The sequence below is a fragment of the Mesocryomonas fontinalis genome (genome assembly GCF_055730125.2).
On record NZ_JBUZWG020000008.1, the window covers coordinates 71,157 to 92,144 of the forward strand.

Annotated in this window: 18 protein-coding genes; 11 read left to right on the plus strand and 7 right to left on the minus strand. The window is 68.5% G+C overall.

What is annotated here, in order from left to right:
- Window positions 1-10: 10 nt before the first annotated feature.
- On the minus strand, window positions 11-976 hold the full coding sequence (locus ACZL02_RS18905; RefSeq protein ID WP_472940440.1) for a sugar-binding transcriptional regulator: 966 nt from the start codon (window positions 974-976) through the stop codon (window positions 11-13).
- A gap of 202 nt (window positions 977-1,178) precedes the next feature.
- On the opposite strand from ACZL02_RS18905, the gene ACZL02_RS18910 reads away from it, so the two are divergent.
- The 6 genes from ACZL02_RS18910 to ACZL02_RS18935 all read left to right on the plus strand — a co-directional run bounded on the left by ACZL02_RS18910 (window position 1,179) and on the right by ACZL02_RS18935 (window position 8,896).
- A complete protein-coding gene (locus tag ACZL02_RS18910) occupies window positions 1,179-1,928 on the plus strand; it encodes a DUF2291 family protein (RefSeq protein ID WP_496258563.1) in 750 nt (249 codons plus the stop codon).
- On the plus strand, window positions 1,925-3,460 hold the full coding sequence (locus tag ACZL02_RS18915; RefSeq protein WP_472940442.1) for a sugar ABC transporter ATP-binding protein: 1,536 nt from the start codon (window positions 1,925-1,927) through the stop codon (window positions 3,458-3,460). The genes ACZL02_RS18910 and ACZL02_RS18915 overlap by 4 nt, the downstream gene beginning before the upstream one ends.
- A 27-nt stretch (window positions 3,461-3,487) precedes the next feature.
- Complete coding sequence (locus ACZL02_RS18920) at window positions 3,488-4,585, plus strand: ABC transporter permease (RefSeq protein ID WP_472940443.1); 1,098 nt, start codon at window positions 3,488-3,490, stop codon at window positions 4,583-4,585.
- 66 nt (window positions 4,586-4,651) lie between these two features.
- On the plus strand, window positions 4,652-5,605 hold the full coding sequence (locus ACZL02_RS18925) for a D-ribose ABC transporter substrate-binding protein (protein ID WP_472940444.1): 954 nt from the start codon (window positions 4,652-4,654) through the stop codon (window positions 5,603-5,605).
- A 55-nt stretch (window positions 5,606-5,660) separates the two neighbouring features.
- The gene (locus ACZL02_RS18930; RefSeq protein ID WP_472940445.1) at window positions 5,661-7,193 is read left to right on the plus strand and encodes an FGGY-family carbohydrate kinase; all 1,533 of its coding nucleotides are present in this window, start codon (window positions 5,661-5,663) and stop codon (window positions 7,191-7,193) included.
- An 11-nt stretch (window positions 7,194-7,204) separates the two neighbouring features.
- Window positions 7,205-8,896: a glycerol-3-phosphate dehydrogenase/oxidase gene (locus ACZL02_RS18935; RefSeq protein ID WP_472940579.1), complete on the plus strand. Its 1,692-nt coding sequence runs from the start codon at window positions 7,205-7,207 to the stop codon at window positions 8,894-8,896.
- A 23-nt stretch (window positions 8,897-8,919) separates the two neighbouring features.
- On the opposite strand, the gene ACZL02_RS18940 is transcribed toward ACZL02_RS18935, so the two are convergent.
- From ACZL02_RS18940 to ACZL02_RS18965, 6 genes are all read right to left on the minus strand, one after another.
- A complete protein-coding gene (locus ACZL02_RS18940) occupies window positions 8,920-10,440 on the minus strand; it encodes a carboxypeptidase M32 (RefSeq protein WP_472940446.1) in 1,521 nt (506 codons plus the stop codon).
- A 14-nt stretch (window positions 10,441-10,454) separates the two neighbouring features.
- Window positions 10,455-11,486, minus strand: coding sequence for an ABC transporter ATP-binding protein (locus ACZL02_RS18945; RefSeq protein ID WP_472940447.1), 1,032 nt, complete (start codon window positions 11,484-11,486; stop codon window positions 10,455-10,457).
- Window positions 11,483-12,511 carry an ABC transporter ATP-binding protein gene (locus ACZL02_RS18950; protein WP_472940448.1) on the minus strand — a complete coding sequence of 343 codons (1,029 nt, stop codon included), beginning with the start codon at window positions 12,509-12,511 and terminating at the stop codon, window positions 11,483-11,485. Before ACZL02_RS18950 ends, ACZL02_RS18945 begins: the two co-directional genes overlap by 4 nt.
- The gene (locus ACZL02_RS18955; protein ID WP_472940449.1) at window positions 12,508-13,347 is read right to left on the minus strand and encodes an ABC transporter permease; all 840 of its coding nucleotides are present in this window, start codon (window positions 13,345-13,347) and stop codon (window positions 12,508-12,510) included. Before ACZL02_RS18955 ends, ACZL02_RS18950 begins: the two co-directional genes overlap by 4 nt.
- The gene (locus ACZL02_RS18960; protein WP_472940450.1) at window positions 13,344-14,282 is read right to left on the minus strand and encodes an ABC transporter permease; all 939 of its coding nucleotides are present in this window, start codon (window positions 14,280-14,282) and stop codon (window positions 13,344-13,346) included. Before ACZL02_RS18960 ends, ACZL02_RS18955 begins: the two co-directional genes overlap by 4 nt.
- A gap of 79 nt (window positions 14,283-14,361) precedes the next feature.
- The gene (locus ACZL02_RS18965; RefSeq protein ID WP_472940451.1) at window positions 14,362-15,939 is read right to left on the minus strand and encodes an ABC transporter substrate-binding protein; all 1,578 of its coding nucleotides are present in this window, start codon (window positions 15,937-15,939) and stop codon (window positions 14,362-14,364) included.
- 179 nt (window positions 15,940-16,118) lie between these two features.
- On the opposite strand from ACZL02_RS18965, the gene ACZL02_RS18970 reads away from it, so the two are divergent.
- The 5 genes from ACZL02_RS18970 to ACZL02_RS18990 are packed head-to-tail and all read left to right on the plus strand — an operon-like array spanning window position 16,119 to window position 20,974.
- Entirely contained in the window at window positions 16,119-17,102 is a 984-nt protein-coding gene (locus tag ACZL02_RS18970; protein ID WP_472940452.1) for a GntR family transcriptional regulator, read from the plus strand.
- Window positions 17,099-17,800, plus strand: a complete 702-nt coding sequence (locus ACZL02_RS18975) for a creatininase family protein (RefSeq protein ID WP_472940453.1) — start codon at window positions 17,099-17,101, stop codon at window positions 17,798-17,800. The genes ACZL02_RS18970 and ACZL02_RS18975 overlap by 4 nt, the downstream gene beginning before the upstream one ends.
- Window positions 17,797-18,849 carry a ketopantoate reductase family protein gene (locus tag ACZL02_RS18980; protein ID WP_472940454.1) on the plus strand — a complete coding sequence of 351 codons (1,053 nt, stop codon included), beginning with the start codon at window positions 17,797-17,799 and terminating at the stop codon, window positions 18,847-18,849. The genes ACZL02_RS18975 and ACZL02_RS18980 overlap by 4 nt, the downstream gene beginning before the upstream one ends.
- A complete protein-coding gene (locus ACZL02_RS18985) occupies window positions 18,846-19,604 on the plus strand; it encodes an SDR family NAD(P)-dependent oxidoreductase (RefSeq protein ID WP_472940455.1) in 759 nt (252 codons plus the stop codon). The genes ACZL02_RS18980 and ACZL02_RS18985 overlap by 4 nt, the downstream gene beginning before the upstream one ends.
- Window positions 19,601-20,974, plus strand: coding sequence for a dipeptidase (locus ACZL02_RS18990; RefSeq protein WP_472940456.1), 1,374 nt, complete (start codon window positions 19,601-19,603; stop codon window positions 20,972-20,974). The genes ACZL02_RS18985 and ACZL02_RS18990 overlap by 4 nt, the downstream gene beginning before the upstream one ends.
- Window positions 20,975-20,988: the final 14 nt, after the last annotated feature.

Below are 20,988 nucleotides of genomic sequence, written 5' to 3' on the forward strand. Positions count from 1 at the left end.
GCGTCGATGATCATGTCGTCCCATCGTCCATCAGCGCTTTCGCCGACCGCTCGTCGGTGATGAGGCCGGTGAGGTAGCCGCTCTTCAGCACCGAGCGCATGGCGGCGATCTTGCTGGCGCCGCCGGCGAGCGCGACGATGCGGCGGCCGCTCAGCTGTTCCAGGTCGAGCGAGACGGTGCGCGCCGTCAGCGACGTCTCCACCGGCCGGCCGGCCTCGTCGAAGAAGTGGCCGAGCATCTCGCCGACGCCGCCACGCTCGCGCACTTCCTCGATCTCGTCGGTCGAGATCATCTGCGAGGAGACGAGCTGGGCGTCCGGCTGCACGGTGCCGAGGCCGATGAACATCAGGTCGGCGCTTAGGGCCAGATCGAAGATGTCGCTGACGCCCCGCTGGTCCCTTAGGATCGCCCGGTCGCCGGCGCTGTTGGCGAAGAACGGGATCGGCATGACATAGGCGGCCGCGCCGGTCTTCTCGGCCAGGCGGTGCATGACGTCGTGCGGGTTGGCGGCGTAGTTGCGGGTCAGCCCGCCGGTCAGCGAGACGAAGCGCACCGCGCCCGGATCGGTCCGCGGCATGTCGGCGACCGCGGCGGCCAGCGTGCGGCCATGGCCGAGGCCGATGATGCCGCTCTTCAGCCGGTCGATCTGGCGGCCGAGAAAGGCCGAGCCGGCCGCGCCCAGCGCCCGCAGCGGCAGACCGTCTTCGTAGAGGTCCGGTACCACCTCGCAGGAGGCCAGCCCGAAACGCTCGGCCATCGCGCTTTCGAGGAGGATGCAGTCGGCGATGTCGCCGACGATAGACACCTTCACGGCGCCATTCTGATAGGCCCAGCTGATCAGCCGGTGCGCCTTGACGCTGGAGACGCCGAGTCGCTCGGCGACCTCGACCTGGGTGAGGCCCGCGGCATAGTGCAGCCAGGCCGCGCGGATGGCGAGGCTGTCGTCAACGTCCCGCTTCGTCCCGCCCCGCGCCATTCATTCGCCTTGCCGCACTGTGCAGTGCAATATCTTTCACAAAAAGAAATTTATTGCATTTAACGCGGACATGTCAACAATATCGCTGCAACGGAGGCGGACGCTTTTGTCGCGGGGCAGACGTCGAAGACTTGGCGCGAGCCCGTCGGCAAAGGGCGTACGGCGATCGAGGGTCGTTGCGGCGCCGCCCGTGGAGGCGGGCATGGCGGACGAGAGCACGGCTCGGATCTCGCCAGGCTCGAGGGCGGATCGGGGCGCGGCGATCGGGGCGATCGACGGGCGGGAATGGGAGAGGCAAGGAATGAACCAGAGCATCGCCAGGCGATCGAGGCCCGCGGTCAGCACGAAGACCGTCGTCGCGTCGGTGTTCGTCATCGCGCTCCTCGCGGCGATGGCCCTCGACACCACGATCGTCCACAAAGGTTCGGAGCAGGATGTCCAGGCCGACGTCTTCTCGGCGGAGGCTTTCGGCCCTCAGCATTTCCCCGAGGTCCAGGCTGACGTCGAGAAGCGGGCGGCCGATGCCGCGCCGCTCGCCGCCGCGATCGCCGCCGACAAAGCGGCCGCCGGCAAGCAGTACGGCGTCGCTGCCGGTGCCGGGCCGGTGATCCCCGTGAAATTCACCGGCGTCGTCGGCGAGGGCAAGTCCGGCATCTACCCCGTGGCGGTCGAAGGACTGCCGCCGGAGGTGAAGGTGCGCGTCCAGACCGGCCCTGCGATCAACGGCACCGACCTCCGCGATGCCACCGGCAAGATCGTGTTCGGCCAGTTCGTCAACCAGATCGAATACCAGGACGCCGGCGCGGCCCTGAACAACGAGATGAAGAAGGTCGTCCTGACCGGCCTCGATACCACGGGCCTTGCCGGCAAGACCGTCGAGGTCGTCGGCGTGTTCAAGCTGGTCAACCCGAAGAACTGGCTTGTCACGCCGGTGCGGATCCGCGTCCCATGAGCGCGGCGTCTGCGCCCGCCATCGGCACCGTGACGCTCTCGGCGCGCAACGTCGCCAAGGCCTACGGCAACATTCATGCGCTGAAGGGCGTCAACTTCGACGTCCACCGCGGCCAGGTGACGACGTTGTTCGGCGAGAACGGCGCTGGCAAGTCGACGCTAATGCGGATCCTCTCGGGCGTCACCCCGCCGACCTCGGGCGAAATCCTTCTGGACGGCCAGCCGGTGAGCTTTGCCAACGCGTCGGAGGCGCGGGCGCAAGGCATCTCCATCATCCACCAGGAGCTCAGCCTCGCGCCGAACATGAGCGTGCGCGACAACATCTTCATGGGCCGCGAACTGCGCACCGCCACCGGCGTCGACTTCGCCGAGGAGGAACGCCAGACCCGCCGGCTGATGGAGGAACTCGAGGAAGACATCGATCCGCTGACGCCGGTCGAGGATCTCCGCCTCGGCCAGCAGCAGATCGTCGAGATCGCCCGGGCCCTCTCGGTCAATTCCCGCATCCTGATCATGGACGAGCCGACGTCGGCGCTGTCGGCCTCCGAAGTCGAGGTGCTGTTCACGGTGATCCGCGACCTCAAGAGCCGCGGCGTTTCCATCGTCTACATCTCGCACCACCTCGAGGAGGCGCTGCAGATCACCGATCACGCCGTCGTCCTGCGCGACGGGGCGATGACCGCCTATGCCGAGCGCAAGGACATCGATCTCGAATGGATCGTGCGCAACATGGTCGGCGAGAATTTTGACCTCGGCTCGCCACCGACCGGCCATGCGATGGGCGAGGTCGCGTTGTCGATCGAGGATGTCAGCGTGCCCGACGCGGCGAATGCCGAGCGCTCCGTGGTCGACCGCCTGTCGTTGTCGGTGCGGACCGGCGAGATCGTCTGCATCTACGGCCTGATGGGCGCCGGCCGCACCGAGCTTCTGGAATGCGTGGCGGGCCGGGGCAAGGTCAGCGGCGGCCGCGTGCTCCTCGATGGCCAGGACATCTCGCGTCTCACCATCGCCGAGCGCATCGGCCGCGGGCTGGTGCTGGTGCCCGAGGACCGGCAGCGTGACGGTCTGGTGCAGACGATGTCGGTCGGCGAGAACCTGTCGCTCGCCAGCATCGGCACGTTCACCAAGGGGCTCTTCACCTCGCGCAAACGCGAGCGGGGGCTGATCTCCGACGCCATCCGCAACGTCCACATCAAGACCGGCGGCGGCGAGGCCCCGATCGGCTCGCTGTCGGGCGGCAACCAGCAGAAGGTGGTCATCGGCAAGATGCTGGCGACCGGGCCGAAGGTCGTGCTCCTCGACGAGCCGAGCCGCGGCATCGACATTGGCGCCAAGGCCGAGGTGTTCCGCCTCCTCAGCGAGGGCGCCCAGAAGGGGCTGGCGGTGATCTACTCGACGTCCGAGGTCGGCGAGTGCCTCAGCATCGCCCACCGTATCATCGTCATGCACCGGGGCCGCATCTCCGCCGAGTTCGGTTCAGACGCCAGCAAGGAAGAGATCATGGCCGCCTCTGGCGAAGCCGTGGTCCACTGACCCCATGAGACACCCGGAGTTCCGGCCATGACCGACACCACCAAAGTCAACAAGCGCTCCCGCCTGGAGGCCGCCGGCGACGGCGTGGACATCGGGCGCCTGCTGCTCGAGGGACGCGCCTTCTTCGCGCTGATCGCGATCATCGTCGTGTTCTCGGTGCTGTCGCCGTTCTACTTCTCCACCGCCAACTTCCTGATCATGTCCTCGCACGTGGCGATCTTCGGCCTCCTCGCCGTCGGCATGCTGCTGGTCATCCTCACCGGCGGCATCGACCTGTCCGTCGGCTCGACGCTGGGTCTTGCCGGCGTCATCGCCGGCTATCTCATGCAGGGCGTCTCGCTCGACTGGTTCGGCGTGGTGCTCTACCCGCCGGTCTGGGTCGTCGTCTTCATCACCTGCGCGGTAGGGGCCTTCGTCGGCCTCATCAACGGCGCATTGATCGCCTTCTTCAAGGTCCCGGCCTTCGTCGCGACGCTCGGCCTTCTCTACGTCGCGCGCGGCATCGCGCTCTTGATGACCAACGGGCTCACCTACAACAATCTCGGCGGCAAGCCGGAACTCGGCAATACCGGCTTCAACTCGCTCGGCTTCGACCGGCTGTTCGGCGTGCCGATCGGCGTCCTGATCCTCGCCGTCGTCGCCATTGTCTGCAGCCTGATCCTCACCCGCACCGCGTTCGGCCGCTGGGTCTACTCGACCGGCGGCAATGCGCGTGCCGCCGAACTCTCCGGCGTGCCGGTCAAGCGGGTCCAGGTCCTCGTCTACGTCATGTCCGGCGTCTGCGCGTCGATCGCCGGCCTGGTCCTGTCCTCGCAGCTGACCTCGGCCGGCCCGACGGCGGGCACTACCTACGAGCTGACGGCGATCGCCGCGGTGGTTATCGGCGGCGCGGCGCTGACCGGCGGGCGCGGCAACATTCGCGGTACCATGCTCGGCGCCTTCGTCATCGGCTTCCTGTCCGACGGGCTCGTCATCATCGGCGTCTCGTCCTACTGGCAGACCGTGTTCACCGGCTCGGTGATCGTGCTCGCCGTGCTCCTCAACTCCATCCAGTACGCCAAGCGGCCGAAGCGCGTGAAGGCCGCAAGCGTTCCACCGACTGCCTCGCAGGGAACCGTGGCCTGAAGGGCTCGGGCGAGGGGTACCGCCGGGATCACCGGCACAACGACCGATCAACCAGGGAGAGAGACTATGCTGAGCAGAGGTAAGAGCCTTTTGATGGCGGCGGCGGCCGCCGTGACGATTTCCGCGTTCGCGATGCCCGCCTGGGCCGCGGGCCAGATTTCGATCATCGTCAACGATCCGTCCAACCCCTATTGGCTGACCGAAGGCAACGTCGCCAAGGCCGCCGCCGAGAAGCTCGGCTACACCGCGACCGTCGGCGCCCACAAGGGCGACACCAACAGCGAGAGCAACCTGATCGACACCGCGATCACCAACCAGTCGGTCGCCATCATCCTCGATCCCGCCAATGCCGACGGCTCGGTTGGCGCGGTGCAGAAGGCCGTCAATGCCGGCATTCCGGTGTTCCTGGTCAATGCCGAGATCAACAAGGAAGGCCTCGCCAAGGCGCAGCTCGTCTCCAACAACGCGCAGGGCGCCGCGCTCGGTGCCCAGCAGTGGGTCGAGAGCGTCGGCGACAAGGGCAAGTATGTCGAGCTGTTCGGCTCGCCGTCCGACAACAATGCCCAGACCCGCTCGAACGGCTACGAGACCGTGCTCAGCCAGTACCCGGACCTCGAAAAGGTCGGCAAGGAAGTCGCCGACTGGGACCGCACCAAGGGCTACACCAAGATGCAGAGCCTGCTGCAGGCGAACCCCGACATCCAGGGCGTCATCTCCGGCAATGACGAGATGGCGCTCGGCGCCATCGCGGCGCTAAAGGAAGCCGGCAAGCTCTCGACCGTCAAGGTCGGTGGCTTCGACGGCTCGCCGGACGCCGTCGCCGCCGTCAAGGCAGGCGAACTCCAGTACACCGTGCTGCAGCCGGTCGCGATCTTCTCCGAGGAAGCCGTTAAGCAGGCCGACAGCTTCATCAAGACCGGCAAGACCGGCGTCGCCACCGAGAAGCAGCTGTTCGACTGCCTGATGATCACCAAGGACAATGTCGGCGACTACACCGGCCCGTTCGTCCTCAAGCAGTAATTTAAGGACGGGGGCGCCGCAATGGCGCCCCCGTTTCCTCATCGGAAAGAACGCCATGCCCAGTCTGCTCGGCATCGACAACGGCCTGACGGTCACCAAGGCCGCGCTGTTCGATATCGACGGCACGCCGCTCTCTGTCGCCCGGCGCCGGGTGCCGCAGTCGATCCCGCGCCCCCGTCACGTCGAGCGCGACATGGCCGGCCTCTGGCGCGCGACGGCGGAAGCCATCACCGAAGCCATCGCGCTGAGCGGCCGGACGGCGGACGACATCGTGGCGGTCGCCGCGACCGCCCATGGCGACGGCCTCTATCTCCTCGATCGCGACCGCCAGCCGCTCGGGCCCGGCATCCTCTCGCTCGACAGCCGCGCCGGCGACATCGTGGGCGACTGGGAAAGGGACGGCGTAACGGCGCGGGCGCTGGCGCTCACCGGCCAGCAGCCGCACGTCTCGGCCCCCTCGGCGCTGCTCGCCTGGATCGCCCGAAACGAGCCCGAGCGCTTCGCGGGCATCGGCCATATCATCGGCTGCAAGGACTGGCTGCGGTTCTGCCTCACCGGCGTCATCGGGACCGACCGCACCGAGGCCAGCACCTCGTTCACGAACGTCCACACCCAGGACTACTCCCGCGAGGCGCTGGCGCTCTACGGCCTTGAGGCGCTCGAACACGCGTTGCCAAAGATCTCCCACTCGGCCGAGATCGTCGGCCGCGTCACCGCTGCTGCAGCCAGCCTGACCGGCCTTCGCGAGGGCACGCCGGTCGCCGCCGGCCTGCACGACGTGACGGCCTCGGTGCTCGGCATCGGCGCCCACCGTCCTGGCGTCGTCGGCGTCGTCGCCGGCACCTATTCGATCAACGAGGTGGTGTCGGATAAACCAGAGGTCGACGCCCGCTGGTTCTGCCGCAATGCCATCGCGCCCGGCCTTTGGAACAACATGTCGATCTCGCCGGCCTCGGCGGCAAACTATGACTGGTTCCTCGATACCCTCTGCCGGCGCGAGCAGGAGGCGGCACTGGCCGACGGCGGCTCGATCCACGCGGTGCTCGCGCGCGAGATCGGCGCCGCCCTGAACCGCCCGTCGACGCTCCTCTTCCACCCCTATCTCTTCGGCTCGCCGCATGGCGACCGGGCCAGCGGCAGCTTCATCGGGCTGCACGGCTGGCACGACCGCGGCGACATGCTGCGCGCCGTGCTGGAAGGCATCGCCTTCAACCACCGCACCCATGTCGACGCCTTGCGGGACGGCTTTCCCGTCGACGCCGCGCGGCTCACCGGGGGCGCGGCGCGCAACCCGGCCTTCGCGCAGATGTTCGCCGACGTGCTCGGCTTGCCCGTCACGGTCACCGGCACCGACGAGGCCGCCGCCTGGGGTGCTGCGCTCTGCGCCGGCCAGGCGGCTGGTGTCTACGCCTCGGTCGCGGACGACCCGCGGAACCAGGAGGAAGACGCCATCACCTATCGCCCGGACGACGCCCGCAGCGCCGCCTATGACAGCCGCTTCGCCCTCTACAACCGGATCACCGAATCGATGAGGAGCCACTGGCCGGAGATCGAGGCGCTGGCGGCGGTCGGCGGGGACATGCGATGAGCGAGCTTGCAATGCCCTCGTCAGACCACGCCCGGCGGCGCGCCGCGCTCGTTGGCGGGGAGGTCGACGTCGTCATTCTCGGCGGCGGCGTCAACGGCGCCGGCCTGTTCCGCGATCTCTGCGAGCAGGGCCTGCGCTGTCTCATCGTCGACAAGGGCGACTTCGGCGGCGGCACCAGCGCTGCGCCCTCGCGGCTCATTCATGGAGGCCTCAAATATCTCGAGACCGGCGAGTTCGGCCTCGTCGCGCAGTCGACGCTGGAGCGCAATCTGCTGCTGCGCAACGCGCCGCATTGCGTCACCCCTCTGCCGACGCTGATCCCGATCTTCAGCTGGGGCCGTGGCATCGGCGCGGCGCTGCGCACGCTGCTGGGCTCTACCACCGCCCCCCGCAGCCGCGGTGCGGTGCTGATCAAGATCGGCCTCGCCCTCTACGACTTCTACGGCGCCCGCAGCCGGGTGATGCCGCGCCACCGGATGCTCGGCCGCAGGAAGGCGCTGCGCGAAATGCCGGCGCTGACCAGCGCCATCGTCGCCGCGGGCACCTATTACGATGCGCAGATCACCGCGCCCGAGCGGCTGGTCCTCGAACTGGTGGAGGACGGTCTTGCCGCGAGCCCCGGCTCGGCCGCCGCCAACTGGACGGCGCTGACCGGATGCGACGCGGGCGTCCTCGCCTTCCAGCCGGAAGAGGGGGCAAGCTTCACCGTCCGGCCGCGTTTGGTCGTCAACGCCGCCGGCCCCTGGATCGATAAGGTCAACGCTGCGCTCGGCGCGCCCTCGAAGATGATCGGCGGGACCAAGGGCTCGCACATTCTCCTCGACCATGAAGAACTGCGCCGGCAGCTCGGCGGCCAGATGATCTACTTCGAGGCCGACGATGGCCGCATCTGCCTCGTCTACGACCATCTCGGCAAGGTGATGGTCGGCTCGACCGACATTCCCGCGACCGATCCCGAGGCGGTCACATGCGAGGCGGAGGAGATCGACTATTTCCTCGGATGCCTCAGCATGCTGCTGCCGGGCCTCAGCTTCTCCCGCGACCAGATCGTCTACGCCTATAGCGGCATCCGGCCGCTGCCCGCCTCCAACGCCGCCGAGCCCGGCCTGATCAGCCGCGACCATTCGGCGCCCGTCGCCGAGCCGGACGCCGCCCGCCCGTTCCCGATCATCTCCCTCGTCGGCGGCAAGTGGACGACCTTCCGCGGCTTTGCCGAGGAGGTGACCGACACCATCCTGTCCCGCCTCGGCGAGAAGCGGCAGCGCTCGACGCGGGAACTCGCGATCGGCGGCGGGCGGGGCTTTCCAGCTAGCGCCGACCGTTCGGGCTGGATCGCAAAGCTGGCGGGCGAGACCGGCTTGCCGGCGGCCAGGATCGACGCCTTGCTGGCGCGTTACGGCACGACCGCGTCCGTCATCGCCCGGCACTGCGCCGATGAAGGCGACGATGCCCGCCTGCCGGACGCCGACGGTGTGAGCCTTGCCGAAATCGGCTGGATCGCCGGGCACGAGCAGGTCGTGCACCTCGAAGACCTCGTGATGCGCCGGACGACGCTGGCCGTGACGGGATCGCTGACCCCGCGCAACCTCGAGGTGATCGCCGGCGTCATGGCAAGGGCGCGCGGATGGGACGGGGCTCGCACCGCGCGCGAGGTCGAGGCGGCGAGGACGCGGCTGAACGGCAAGCACGGCCTGCAGCTGTAGGCTGAACAGGTCGCGACTCCCGGCTACGCCGCCGACAGCGCATCCACCTTGCGGGTGAGATCGGCGAGGTAATGGGCAAGGTCGAGGCCGGAGCCCGTCGCGCGCTGCAGCGTCTCGGCCGGGCTGGAGGCGCGGGCGTGACGATGAACCTTGTCGCCGAGCCAGGCGGTCAGCGGACGGTAGTCGCCGTCTTCGAGACCAGCCGCGACACCCGCATCCTTCTCTGCCGCCGCGAAGAACTGCGAGGACATGATGTTGCCGAGCGTATAGGTCGGGAACGAGCCGACCATGCCGGACGACCAGTGCACGTCCTGCAGGACGCCCAGCGTATCGGAGGGCACGTCGAGGCCGAGGCTGTCGCGCATCTTCTCTCGCCACACCGCCGGCAGGTCGTTGACGGCGATGTCGCCGGCCATCAGTCCCGCCTCGATCTCCGAGCGCAGCATGATGTGGAGGTCGTAGGTCAGCTCGTCCGCCTCAACCCGGATGAGGCTTGGGCGAACGGCGTTGACGCCCCGCCAGAACGCCTCGGCATCGACGCCGGCAAGCTGCTCGGGAAAATGGTCGCGCAGCTCGCCGAAATGTAGCTCCCAGAAGCGGCGGGACCGGCCGACGCGGTTCTCGTAGAGCCGCGACTGCGATTCGTGCATCGCAAAGCTCGCCCCGCCGACGGCATAGAGGTTGACGAGGTCGGAAGAGAAAGCCGAGCGGGAAAATTCCGGCGCGATGCCTTGCTCGTAGATGCCGTGGCCGGCCTCGTGCCAAACCGCGAACAGCCCGCCCTGCAGGAAATTCTCGCGGTAGCGCGCGGTGATCCGCACGTCCTGTGGCGAGAAGCTGATCTCGAACGGGTGGACGGTCTCGTCCAGCCGGCCACGCGCGAAGTCGAACCCCATGCGTGCGGCCATGGCCTGGCCGAACTGCTTCTGCCGCTCGACCGGGAAGGCGCGGGTGAGAAAGTCCGCCGCTGGCTGGTCGATCTCGCGGGCTCTCGCCACCAGCGGCAGGAGGCCGGTCTTCAGTTCGGCGTAGACCGACTGCAGGCGCGCCCAGTCGAGCTCCGGCTCGTACAGCGCGATCATCGCGTCATAGGGGTGGCCGGCATAGCCGATCGCCTCCGCCATCTCGCGCTGGATGGCGATTGTGCGCTGGAGCAGCGGCGCAAAGCCTTTGAAATCATCGTCGCGCCGTGCCGCCGCCCAGGCGGACTGCGCCACCGTCTTCAGGCTTGCGGCCTCCTCGATCAGCGCCGCCGGGATGCGCTTCAGCGTGGCGACCGCCGAAGCCGTCGTCTCGACCGCGCGGCGGTGGAGGCTGTCGCCGGGTGCCTGGCCAAGTTCCTGCCGCGCGGCCTCTATCGCCCCGGCGAACGCGTCGCCCGTCGCAAGGTCCCGGGCAAGGCCGGTCAGCGTCGCGATCTGCGCGCCGCGGGCGGTGGCGCCGCCGGCCGGCATCATCACCCGCGCATCCCAGGTGAGAAGGTTGATCGCCGCCAGGATGTCGTGCAGGCGGGCGGCTTCGCGGTTGAAGGCGGCAAGGGTCATGAAGGCTCCGGGGGTCAACGGCCGGCGGCGGACAGCGCGATCGCCGGGCCGCCGCCATCGGGCAAGTGGCAGGCGGCGCGGTGGCCGGGTCCGCGGTCCGTCAGGTGCGGCCGCTCCACGCGGCAGCGGTCGAAGACGAGAGGGCACCGGGTCGAGAACAGGCAGCCCTGCGGCAGGTTCATCGGGCTCGGCAATTCGCCGCGGGCCGCGGCACGGCCCGGGCGGCGGCCGGGCTCCAGCACCGGCGCGGCGTCGAGGAGGGCGCGGGTGTAGGGATGGCGGGGGTTTTCGAACAGCGCCTCGGTCGGTCCGGTCTCGACGATCTTGCCGAGATACATCACCGCCACCCGATGCGAGATGTGCCGGACGATCCTAAGGTCGTGCGAGACGAAGACGATGGTCAGCGCCAGCTGTTCCTGCAGCTGCAGCAGGAGGTTCACCACCTGCGCCTGCACCGACACGTCGAGCGCCGAGACGATCTCGTCGGCGACCAGAACCTCGGGCTCGACCGACAGCGCCCGGGCGATGCCGATGCGCTGGCGTTGTCCGCCAGAGAACTCGTGCGGGTAGCGCCCGGCCGCATCCGCCGGCAGCCGCACCATGGCGATCAGTTCGGCGATGCGGGCGGAAATCTCGGCTTTTGGCCGCATGCGGTGGACGGCGATCGCCTCGCCGAGGATCTGGCCGACGGTCATCCGCGGGTTCAGCGAGGAGTACGGGTCCTGGAAGATCATCTGGACCCGGCGGTTGAAGCTGCGGCGCGCCAGCGGCGCGAGTTCGCCGATGTCGCCACCCTCGAAGCGCACCCGTCCGTCGTCGGGCTCGAGCAGCCGCACCAGGCAGCGGGCGAGCGTGGACTTGCCGCAGCCGGATTCGCCGACGATGCCCATCGTCTCGCCGCGCATGACCTGGAGATTGACGCCGTTGAGCGCATGCACGGCCCGCGCCGGCTTGCCACGGAGCGCCGACAGCATGCTGCGCGGCATGCGGAATTCCTTCGAGAGCTCCTCGACCGAGAGCAGCGGCAGTTCGCGGGCGGTGTTCATGCGACGAGCCTTGCTGCGGCGGCCACGGCATCGGCGTGGAAACACGCGGTCCTCCGGTTCGGCGCGACCTCAACGAGAGCCGGTCTCTCTTGGGCGCAGACTTCCGTCGAAAAGACGCAGCGCGGCTGGAACGGGCAGCCCGGCGGGATGGCGGAGAGCGGCGGCGGCGTTCCCTCGATCGAGAAGAGCGGGGTGCGGCCGGCGCCGCCGCGCGGCACCGAGCCGAGCAGGCCGTGGGTGTAGCCATGCAGCGGCCGGGCGAAGACATCGGCGACGGTGCCGGTCTCGACGATGCGGCCGGCATACATCACCGCCATCCGGTCACAGAGGCCGGCGACGACGCCGAGATCGTGCGTGACGAAGACGACGCTCATCGCCAGCCGGTCCCGGAGGTCGAGGATCAGCCGGAGGATCTGGTCCTGGATGGTGACATCGAGCGCCGTCGTCGGCTCGTCGGCGAGCAGGAGTTTGGGGTTGCTGGCAAGCGCGATGGCGATCATCACCCGCTGGCGCATGCCGCCGGAGAATTCATGCGGATAGTCGCCGAGCCGGCTGGCGGCGGCGGGGATGCCGACCATGTCCAGCAGCTCGACCGCACGGGCCAGGCGCTGCTGCCGGTCGAGCCCGGTATGCGCCTTGAGGTTCTCGCCGATCTGCAGGCCGACGGTCAGCACCGGGTTCAGTGCGGCCATCGGCTCCTGGAAGATCATCGCGATCTCGCCACCGCGCACCTGGCGGATCTGGCGCTCGGGCAAGGCAAGGATGTCGCGGCCCTGCCATTCCACCGTCCCGGAGACTTTGCCCGGGGCGTGGATCAGCCGCGTCAGCGAGCGCAGCGTCACGCTCTTGCCCGAGCCGGACTCGCCGACGAGGCCGAGGATCTCGCCGGGCATCACCTCGAAGCCGACATCGTCGACCGCCGTCACCGTGCCCTGTCCGGTTTCGAAGCGCGTCGTCAGTCCGGCGACCTTCAGCAGCGGCGCCGGTGCCGGAGCGGCAGCGGGAGGGGTGGCGAGGGCGGTCATCGCTTGGTCCTCAGGAGTTCGGCAAGGCCGTCGCCGACGAGGCTGAAGCCGAGGCCGGTGAGGACGATGGCAACCCCCGGGAAGACGGCGATCCACCAGGCGGTCGCCATGAAGTTCTTGCCGTCGGCGATCTGCACGCCCCATTCCGCCGCCGGCGGCTGGGCGCCGAGGCCGAGATAGCCAAGGCTCGAGCCGAGGAGGATCGCCAGCGCCATGTCGGTCATCCAGTAGACCAGCGCCGGGGTGATGGCGTTCGGCAGGAGGTGGCGGAAGATGATCCGCAGCGGCCCGTAGCCCATCGCGCGGCCGGCATCGGCATAGTCGAGGCGCTTCTGCACCGCGATCTCGGCCGCCACGAGCCGGGCGTAGAACACCCAGCCGACGATGCCGACGGCGATGTACATGTTGCCGAGGCCCGGTCCGAGCGCGGCGACGATGGCGATGACGAGCACCAGGAAGGGGAAGGTCACGACGGCGTCGACCACCCGGCCGAAGATGCTCATCGCCAGTCCCCCCGCATAGCCGACGAAGGCGCCGACAAGCGTGCCGAAAACGAAGGCCGGAACGGTCGCGAACACCGCGATCTGCATGTCGATGCGGTAGGCGTGGATGACGCGCGACAGGCCGTCGCGGCCGAAATTGTCGGTGCCGAAAGGGTGCGCGAGGCTCGGCGGCGCCATGATCGCGGTATAATCGAAGGCGAGCGGATCATAGGGCGCGAACAGCTGGGGGAAGAAGGCGAGGGCGAGGCTTGCGAGAATGATCGCGCCGCCGCCGATCAGCGTCTTCGGCAGCCGTGCGCGGCGCCGGGGAGGGGAGACTGCGACGGCGCTCATCGGGCAACCCTCGGGTCGAGCCAGGCCTGGACGATGTCGGTGAGGAGAAAGGTCAGCGAGACGAGGAGCGCCAGCGCCAGCGTCAGCCCTTGCACGACGGGATAGTCGCGCCCGTAGATCGAATCGATCATCAGCCGGCCGGCGCCGGGGACGGCGAAGACGGTCTCGGTGATCACCGCGCCGCCGAGGAGGGTGCCGATCGACAGGCCGAACAGCGTGACCGTCGAGATCAGTGCGTTGCGCAGCACGTGGCGGACCATGACCAGCCGCGCGGACAGGCCCTTGGCGCGGGCGAAGTCGACATATTCGGCGCCGACGACGCCGATGATCGACGCGCGCAGATTGCGCATCAGCACCGCCGAGAGGCTGAGCGCCAGCGTCACCGCTGGCAGGAAGAGGTGATGCAGATGGTCGAGAAAACCCTCGCCATAGCCGCCGACCGGAAACCAGCGCAGTTTGGCGCCGAAGACGGTGAGGAGGATGATGCCGATGTAGAAGATCGGCATCGACAGCCCGACCTGGAACACGCCGCGGATCGCCGTATCGGCTGCCCGGTCGCGCTGCAGTGCGGCAACGAAGGCGAGCGGCAGCGCGAGGACGAGCGCGATCAGACCGGCAAGGCCGGTCAGGAGCAGCGTCACCGGCAGTTTCTGCAGGACGAGGTCGAGCACCGGCACCTTGAGGTGGATCGAGGTGCCGAGGTCACCCTCGGCGAGATTGCGCACAAAGAGCGCGAACTGCACCGGGATCGGCTGGTCCAGCCCGAGCTCGGTGTTGATCCGCGCGACGTCCTTGTCGAGCGCCCGGTCGCCGAGAATGGCACTCGCCGGATCGCCCGGCAGCAGCCGGACGAGGGCGAACACCACCACGAGGATGAAGGCGAAGGTCGGGATCAGCTGCAGTGCGCGGCGAAGAATGAAGCCTGGAAGAGCCAAACAGCCGATCCCGATCGAGAGAATTGCAGGAAAGGCGCGCCGCCCGAAGACGGCGCGCCGGCGTTAGGAGCGAGCCGGTCTACTTGTCCAGCCAGGTCTTGACGAAGACGTTGTTGCCGAGCGGGATCTGCAGGAAGCCGTGCACCTTGGTGCTCAGCGCCACCGGGTAGGGGGTCTCGTAGAGCGGCAGGATCGGCCCGGTCGTGTTGTAGATCTCCTGGATCTTGGCGTAGTCCTCGGCGCGCTTGGCCGGGTCCATTTCCTTCTGCGACTGCTCGTAGAGGCTGTCGACCTCCGGGCTCTTCCAGCCCGAATGCAAGGCGTCGATGGTCGGCGAATAGGCGAAGTACGAGGTGATCTGGCTGGGGTCGGAGATGTCGTTAGTCCAGGCGGCGACGCGCATGGTGAAGGTGCCGGCGCGGTACTGGTCGGTGCGCGAGGCGTTGTCGACCTGCTGCAGTTCGAGCTTCACGCCGAGCGGCGCCCACATCTGCTGAAGCGCCGTGCCGATGCCGATCTCGTCCTGGCTGCCGGCGAGCACCAGGAGGCTGGTCGAGAAGCCGTCGGCATAGCCGGCCTCCGCCAGCAGCGCCTTCGCCTTCTCCATGTCGACGGGGTAGAGCGGCGCATCGCCGGTGTGCAGCGGCGTCGCGGTCGACATGAACGAGGTCATCGGCGTGCCGACGCCCTGCGTGACGATCTGGATGATCGCCTCCTTGGTGGTGGCGTAGTTCAGCGCCTGGCGCACCTTCTCGTTCGCCAGCGGGTTCTTCTTGCCGCCGAGTTCCGGTCGGACGTTCATCGTGACGTACTGGACGCGGGTCGAGGGGAACATTTCCATGTCGATGCCATCCGCCGACTTCAGCTCGGCGACACGGGCATAGGGGATGAGCTCGGCGCCCTGGATCTCGCCCGACTGCAGCTTCAGGATCCGCGTCGCGTCGTCCGGCAGCAGCTCGAAGGTCACGCCGTCGAGATAGGGCAGCGGCTGTCCGTCCTCGCCCTTCTCCCAGTAGTAGGGGTTCTTGACGAGCTTCATCGTCGCGCCGCGCTCCCAGGAGGCCAGCGTGAACGGGCCCGAGGTCACCGGTTTGGCGGCGAAGGCCTCGGCCTTCTCCTTCTCGGTCGCGCCGGGTGCCGCCTCGAACAGCTTCTGCGGCATGATGCCGGTGTTGAACACGGTGAGGGCGGCGAGAATCGCCGGGTCGGCGTGCTTCAGCTTGACCACGACCGTCTTGTCGCCCTCGGTGGTGACGTCGGCGATCGACTCCACCAGCGCCGTCCAGGCGCCGTTGTCGGGCTTCGACGCGCGTTTCAGCGACCAGGCGACGTCGGCCGGGGTGATCGGCGAGCCGTCGGAAAACTTGATGCCGTCGCGCAGCGTCAGCGTGACCGAGGTGCCGTCCTCTGCGACCTTCCATTCACTGGCGAGGCCGGCGCGCACGTCCTTGCCGTCGTCGGTCGGCTGCAGCAGGGTGTCGTAGAGGTTGGACAGGATCCAGATGTCGACATTGGCGTCGTTCAGGACCGGGTCGAGGAAAAGGCTGTCGGCGTAGCGGCCATAGCTGAGGACGCCGCCCCGCTCCACGGCAAGCGCGGACGGGCTGGCGCTGAAGAGCAGTGCGGCAGCAAAGCCGGCCTGGAGCAGGTTTCTCATGGAGCCTTCGCCTTCTGTGTCGGGTTGAACTGTTCTAGTTGGCTGTAACGTTGCCTAAGCCGGCGCGGCTGTCAACGCACCGGCAGGCGCTATTTCTGCTGTTCCCCGAACGATGCGCGTTGCACTCTTGTGAGCCCGCGGGTGGCTGTGATAGCCAAGTAGGACAGTTGGAGCGCCGCATGATCTTTCACGTCGACCGCGATCTGCCGGTATCGCTCAGGCTGCAGCTGCAGGGCCTGATCGAATACGGCATCGCCTGCGGCGAGCTGCGGGTCGGCGAAGCCTTGCCCTCGGTGCGCGAACTCGCCGAGCGCGTCGGCGTCGCGCCGATGACGGTGAGCCAGGTCTACCGCGAGCTGAAGGCGGCCGGCCTGATCGAGGCGCGGCCGGGCGCCGGCACCTATGTCGCCGACAGCCTGCCTGCCCGGACCGCCGGGCGACCCGAGGCGCTGCACCTGCGCCAGCAGATCGACGCGCTGATCGACGACAGCCTCGCCATGGGCGTGCGCACGAGCGATCTCGCCTCGCTGGTCAACGCCCGGCTGTTCTACCGCGCCAGTCTCGGGCGGCGCACCGCGGTGGTGATGGTCGGCCTGTTCCAGGCGGCGTCCGTCGCCTATGCGAGGGCGATCGCCGCCCGGCTCGGCGACGATGCGACGGTGGCGCCGATGACGCTGTCGGCCCTCCAGCGCGATCCCGCGATGAAGGCGCGCGCCGCCTCCGCCGATCTCGTCGTCACCTTCGTCAACCGGCACCGCGAAGTCGAGAGCTTCCTGCCGAACACCCGCGTCGTCGCCATCAGCTTCATCCCCTCGGAGGAGACGCGGCTTGCACTCGCCTCGCTCGACCCCTTGCTGAAGCTTGCCGTGGTCTCGCGGTTTCCCGACTTCCTGCCGATCATGAAGAGCGGCGTCCAGCGCTTCGCCCCGCATGTCGCCGACCTCGTCGCGGTCAATCTCGACACCCCGACGGCGGACGCGGTGGTCGGCGCGGCGGACGTCGTCGTCTACGCCACGGGCGCCGAGGCGATCCTCGAGAAGCTCGGCCGCGAGACCCGCGCGATCGAATACCGGCACGTGCCGGACCCCGTCGACATCGACCGCATCGTCCGGCCCGCCGTGCGCGATGCGGGTTCAACCGTTCTGGAAAGGCAGGCCTCATGAAGATTTCGGAGATGAACTGGCGGCAGGTCGAGGACTACCTGAAGCACGACGACCGTGTCGTGTTGCCGCTCGGCTCGACCGAGCAGCATGCCGGGCTCAGCCTGTCCGTCGATTCCATTCTGTCCGAGCGCGTCGGCGTCGAGGCGGCCGAGACGCTGGGCGTGCCGGTCTTTCCGGTCGTCGCCTACGGCCTGACCCCTTATTTCCTCGCCTTTCCCGGGACGATCAGCTTGCGCGTCGAGACCTATGTCCGGATCATCCGCGACATTCTCGACGGCTTGGCGGCGCAGGGGTTCCGCAAGATCCTGATCGTCAACGGGCATGGCGGCAACCAGCCGGCCGGCGCCTTCGCCATCGAATGGATGGCCGACAATCCGGGCACCGCGGTGAAATTCCACAACTGGTGGAACGCCCCGAAGACCTTCGCCAAGGTGCAGGAGATCGACACCGTCGCCTCGCACGCCTCCTGGATGGAGAACTTTCCCTGGACCCGGCTGCCGGGCGTCGAGCTGCCGAAGGAGCAGAAGCCGATGGTCGACCTCGCCCGGATGCGGCTGATGGATCCGAAAGCGGTGCGCGCCTATCTCGGCGACGGCAATTTCGGCGGTTACGCCCAGCGCGACGATGCCGAGATGCAGGCGATCTGGGATGTCGCCATCGCAGAAACCCGCGAACTGCTGGAAGGACCCTGGGCATGAGCGAAACCTTGCCGGGCGGCCCGATCCTCGTCTGGGGCGCCGGCGCCATCGGCGGGACGCTCGGCGCCGCTTTGATCCGTGCCGGCGAGGAGGTGGTCTTCGTCGACGTCGACGCGGCCCATGTCACGGCCATCAACGAGCGCGGCCTCGACATCGTCGGGCCGATCGACCCGCACCACGTCACGGCGAAAGCCTTTCTGCCGGATGACGTCGAGGGAAGCTTCGAGCGCATCCTGCTCTGCGTCAAGGCGCACCATACCGAGGCGGCGACGGCCGCGCTGCTGCCGCATCTCGGCCCCGACGGCTACGTGCTCTCGGCCCAGAACGGCCTCAACGAACGCGTCATCGCCCGCCAGACCGGCGACGCGCGGGTCGTTGGCTGCTTCGTCAATTTCGGTGCCGACTATCTCGAGCCCGGCGTCGTCCAGTACAGCGGCCGCGCCGCCGTGGTGGTCGGCGAGATGGACGGCCGCCTGTCGCGGCGGGTGACGGCGTTGCACCAGGCCCTGCTCGCCTTCGAGCCGCGTGCGGTGCTGACCCGCAACATTTCCGGCTATCTCTTCGCCAAGCTCGTCTACGGCGGGCTGCTGTTCGCGACCGCCGTCACCGACGACAGCATTGCCGACGTCCTCGCCATGCCCGAGATGCGACCGCTGCTGACGCGGCTGGCACACGAGGTCGGCGCCGTTGCCGAGGCCGAGGGGGTGACGTTGGAGTCCTTCGACGGCTTCGACCCTCAGGCCTTCCTGCCCAGCGCCCCTCTGGAACAAACCATGCGCTCGTTCGACGAGATGGTGGTGCACAACCGGAAGTCGGCAAAGACCCACAGCGGCATCTGGCGCGACCTCGCCATTCGCAAGCGGCGGACCGAGGTCGACGCGCAGCTCGGTCCGGTCGCCGAGATCGCCGCCACCCATGGCATCGCGACGCCGATCGTCACGCGGCTGATCGCGATGATCCACGAGATCGAGGATGGCATCCGTCCGCTCGTGCTCGAAAACCTCGTTGAGCTCGACCGCGCCACCGCCCCGCAGGACCTGCCCGCATGAACATCAGCTTCGAAGGCCGCCGCGCTCTGGTCACCGGGGCGGCGCACGGCTTTGGCCGCGCCATCGCACTCGGCTTCGCCGAGCGGGGCGCCGAGGTCATCGCCTGCGACATCAACGCGGCGGATCTCGCCGAGACGGTAAGGCTCGGCGGTGCGTCCTGCCGTTCGCTCGTGCTCGACGTTTCCGACCGCGCGGCGGTGCAGGCGGCTTTCGCCGATCTCACCTCCCGCGGAGAGGGCGTCGACATCCTCGTCAACAATGCCGGCGGCGTGCTCGGCCAGGTCGGCCGGCCGATCGAGGAGATCACCGAGAGCGACTGGCAGTCGATCTTCGGCGTCAATCTCTCCGGCGCCTTCTTCATGGCGCAGGCCGCCGCGCCGTCGATGAAGGCGAAGGGTTTTGGCCGCATCGTCAACATCGCCAGCGGCGCCGGCCTTGGCATCAGCCTCACCGGCATTCAGGCCTATGCCAGTGCCAAGGCAGGACAGATCGGCCTCACACGGCAGCTGGCGCACGAGCTCGGGCCGTTTGGCATCACGGTCAACAACGTCGCGCCGGGCTTTGTCCGGTCCAATCCGACGACCGAGCGGCAGTGGGCGGCGATGGGCGAGGACGGCCAGGCGCGGCTGCTCGACAACATCGCGCTGAAGCGGCTCGGCAGCGCCGACGACATCGCCCACGCGGTGCTGTTCTTCGCCTCAGACTTCGCCGGCTGGGTGTCCGGGCAGATCCTCAGCGTGGACGGCGGCAAGTGACGGCGGATATCGAGGCCCATCTGGCGGCCGGCACCGAAGCGGCGATCGAGGAGCTGAAGGCGTTCTGCCGCATTCCGAGCGTCAGCACCGATCCGGCCTTCGCCGGCGAGGTCCGGCGGGCCGCGGGTTTCGTGCGCGACCGGCTGGAGAAGGCGGGCCTCGAGAACGCCGTGCTGCACGAGACCGGTGGCCACCCGCTGGTGCTGGCCGACTGGCTGCACGCGCCGGGGGCGCCGACCATTCTCGTCTACGGCCATTACGACGTTCAGCCGCCGGACCCGCTGGACAAGTGGATGACGCCGCCCTTCGAGCCCGACATCCGCAACGACCGGCTCTACGCCCGCGGCATCGCGGACGACAAGGGGCCGGTGATGATCCCGATCCTTGCCGCCGAGGCGTTTCTCGGTCTACGCGGCGCACTGCCGGTGAACCTCAAATTCGTCATCGAGGGCGAGGAAGAGTCCGGCAGCCCGCACTTCGCGCCGAGCATCGCGCAGTTGAAGGAGCGGCTCTCCTGCGACCTCGTCGTCTCCGCCGACGGCGCGATGTGGCGGGCGGACCTGCCATCGGTGACGGTCGCCAGCCGCGGCATGCTGGCGCTCGACGTCGTTCTATCCGGCGCGGCGAAGGACCTGCACTCCGGCCGGCACGGCGGCTCGGCGCCCAATCCGGTGCGCGCCCTGGTGCGGATGCTGGCCTCGCTGCACGATGCCGAGGGCCATGTCGCCGTCGCCGGTTTCGCCGACGGCGCGACGCCGCCCGATCCGGCGATCCTTGCGGCGATCAAAATCGCGGGCTTCGATCCCGGCGCCTATTTTGACGAGATCGGCGCCGCGCGGCCGGACCCTCTGCCGTCCGGCGAAGATCTGCTGCTGCGGCAATGGCTGCAGCCGACGCTCGAGTTCAACGGCATTTCCGGCGGCTATGCCGGCATCGGCACCAAGACCGTCATTCCCTCGGTCGCCAGCGCGAAGATCACCTGCCGCCTCGTCGCCGGCCAACAGCCCGAGGACGTCGCCGCCGCCATCAGCCGCCATCTCGAGGCGCAGAGGCCCTCCGGCTACCGCCTCGACATCACGCGTCACGGCCCGGGCTCGGCCGCTTTTGCGCTGGATCCCGAAATGCCGGCGCTGGCTCTGGCGGAAGACATCCTCGGCGAGCTTCTCGGGGAGCGGCCGCTCCGCGTCGCCATGGGCGCGACGATCCCGATCGGCTCGGTCTTTGCCGAGCACCTCGGCGTCGGCACGGTGTTCTTCTCGTTCGCCACCGCCGACGAGGACTATCACGCGCCGAACGAGTTCTTCCGCCTCTCCAGCTTCCGCACCGGCCTCACCGCCTGGGCCCGGTTGCTCGACCGGCTCGGTGACTGACAGGGCGCCCGCCG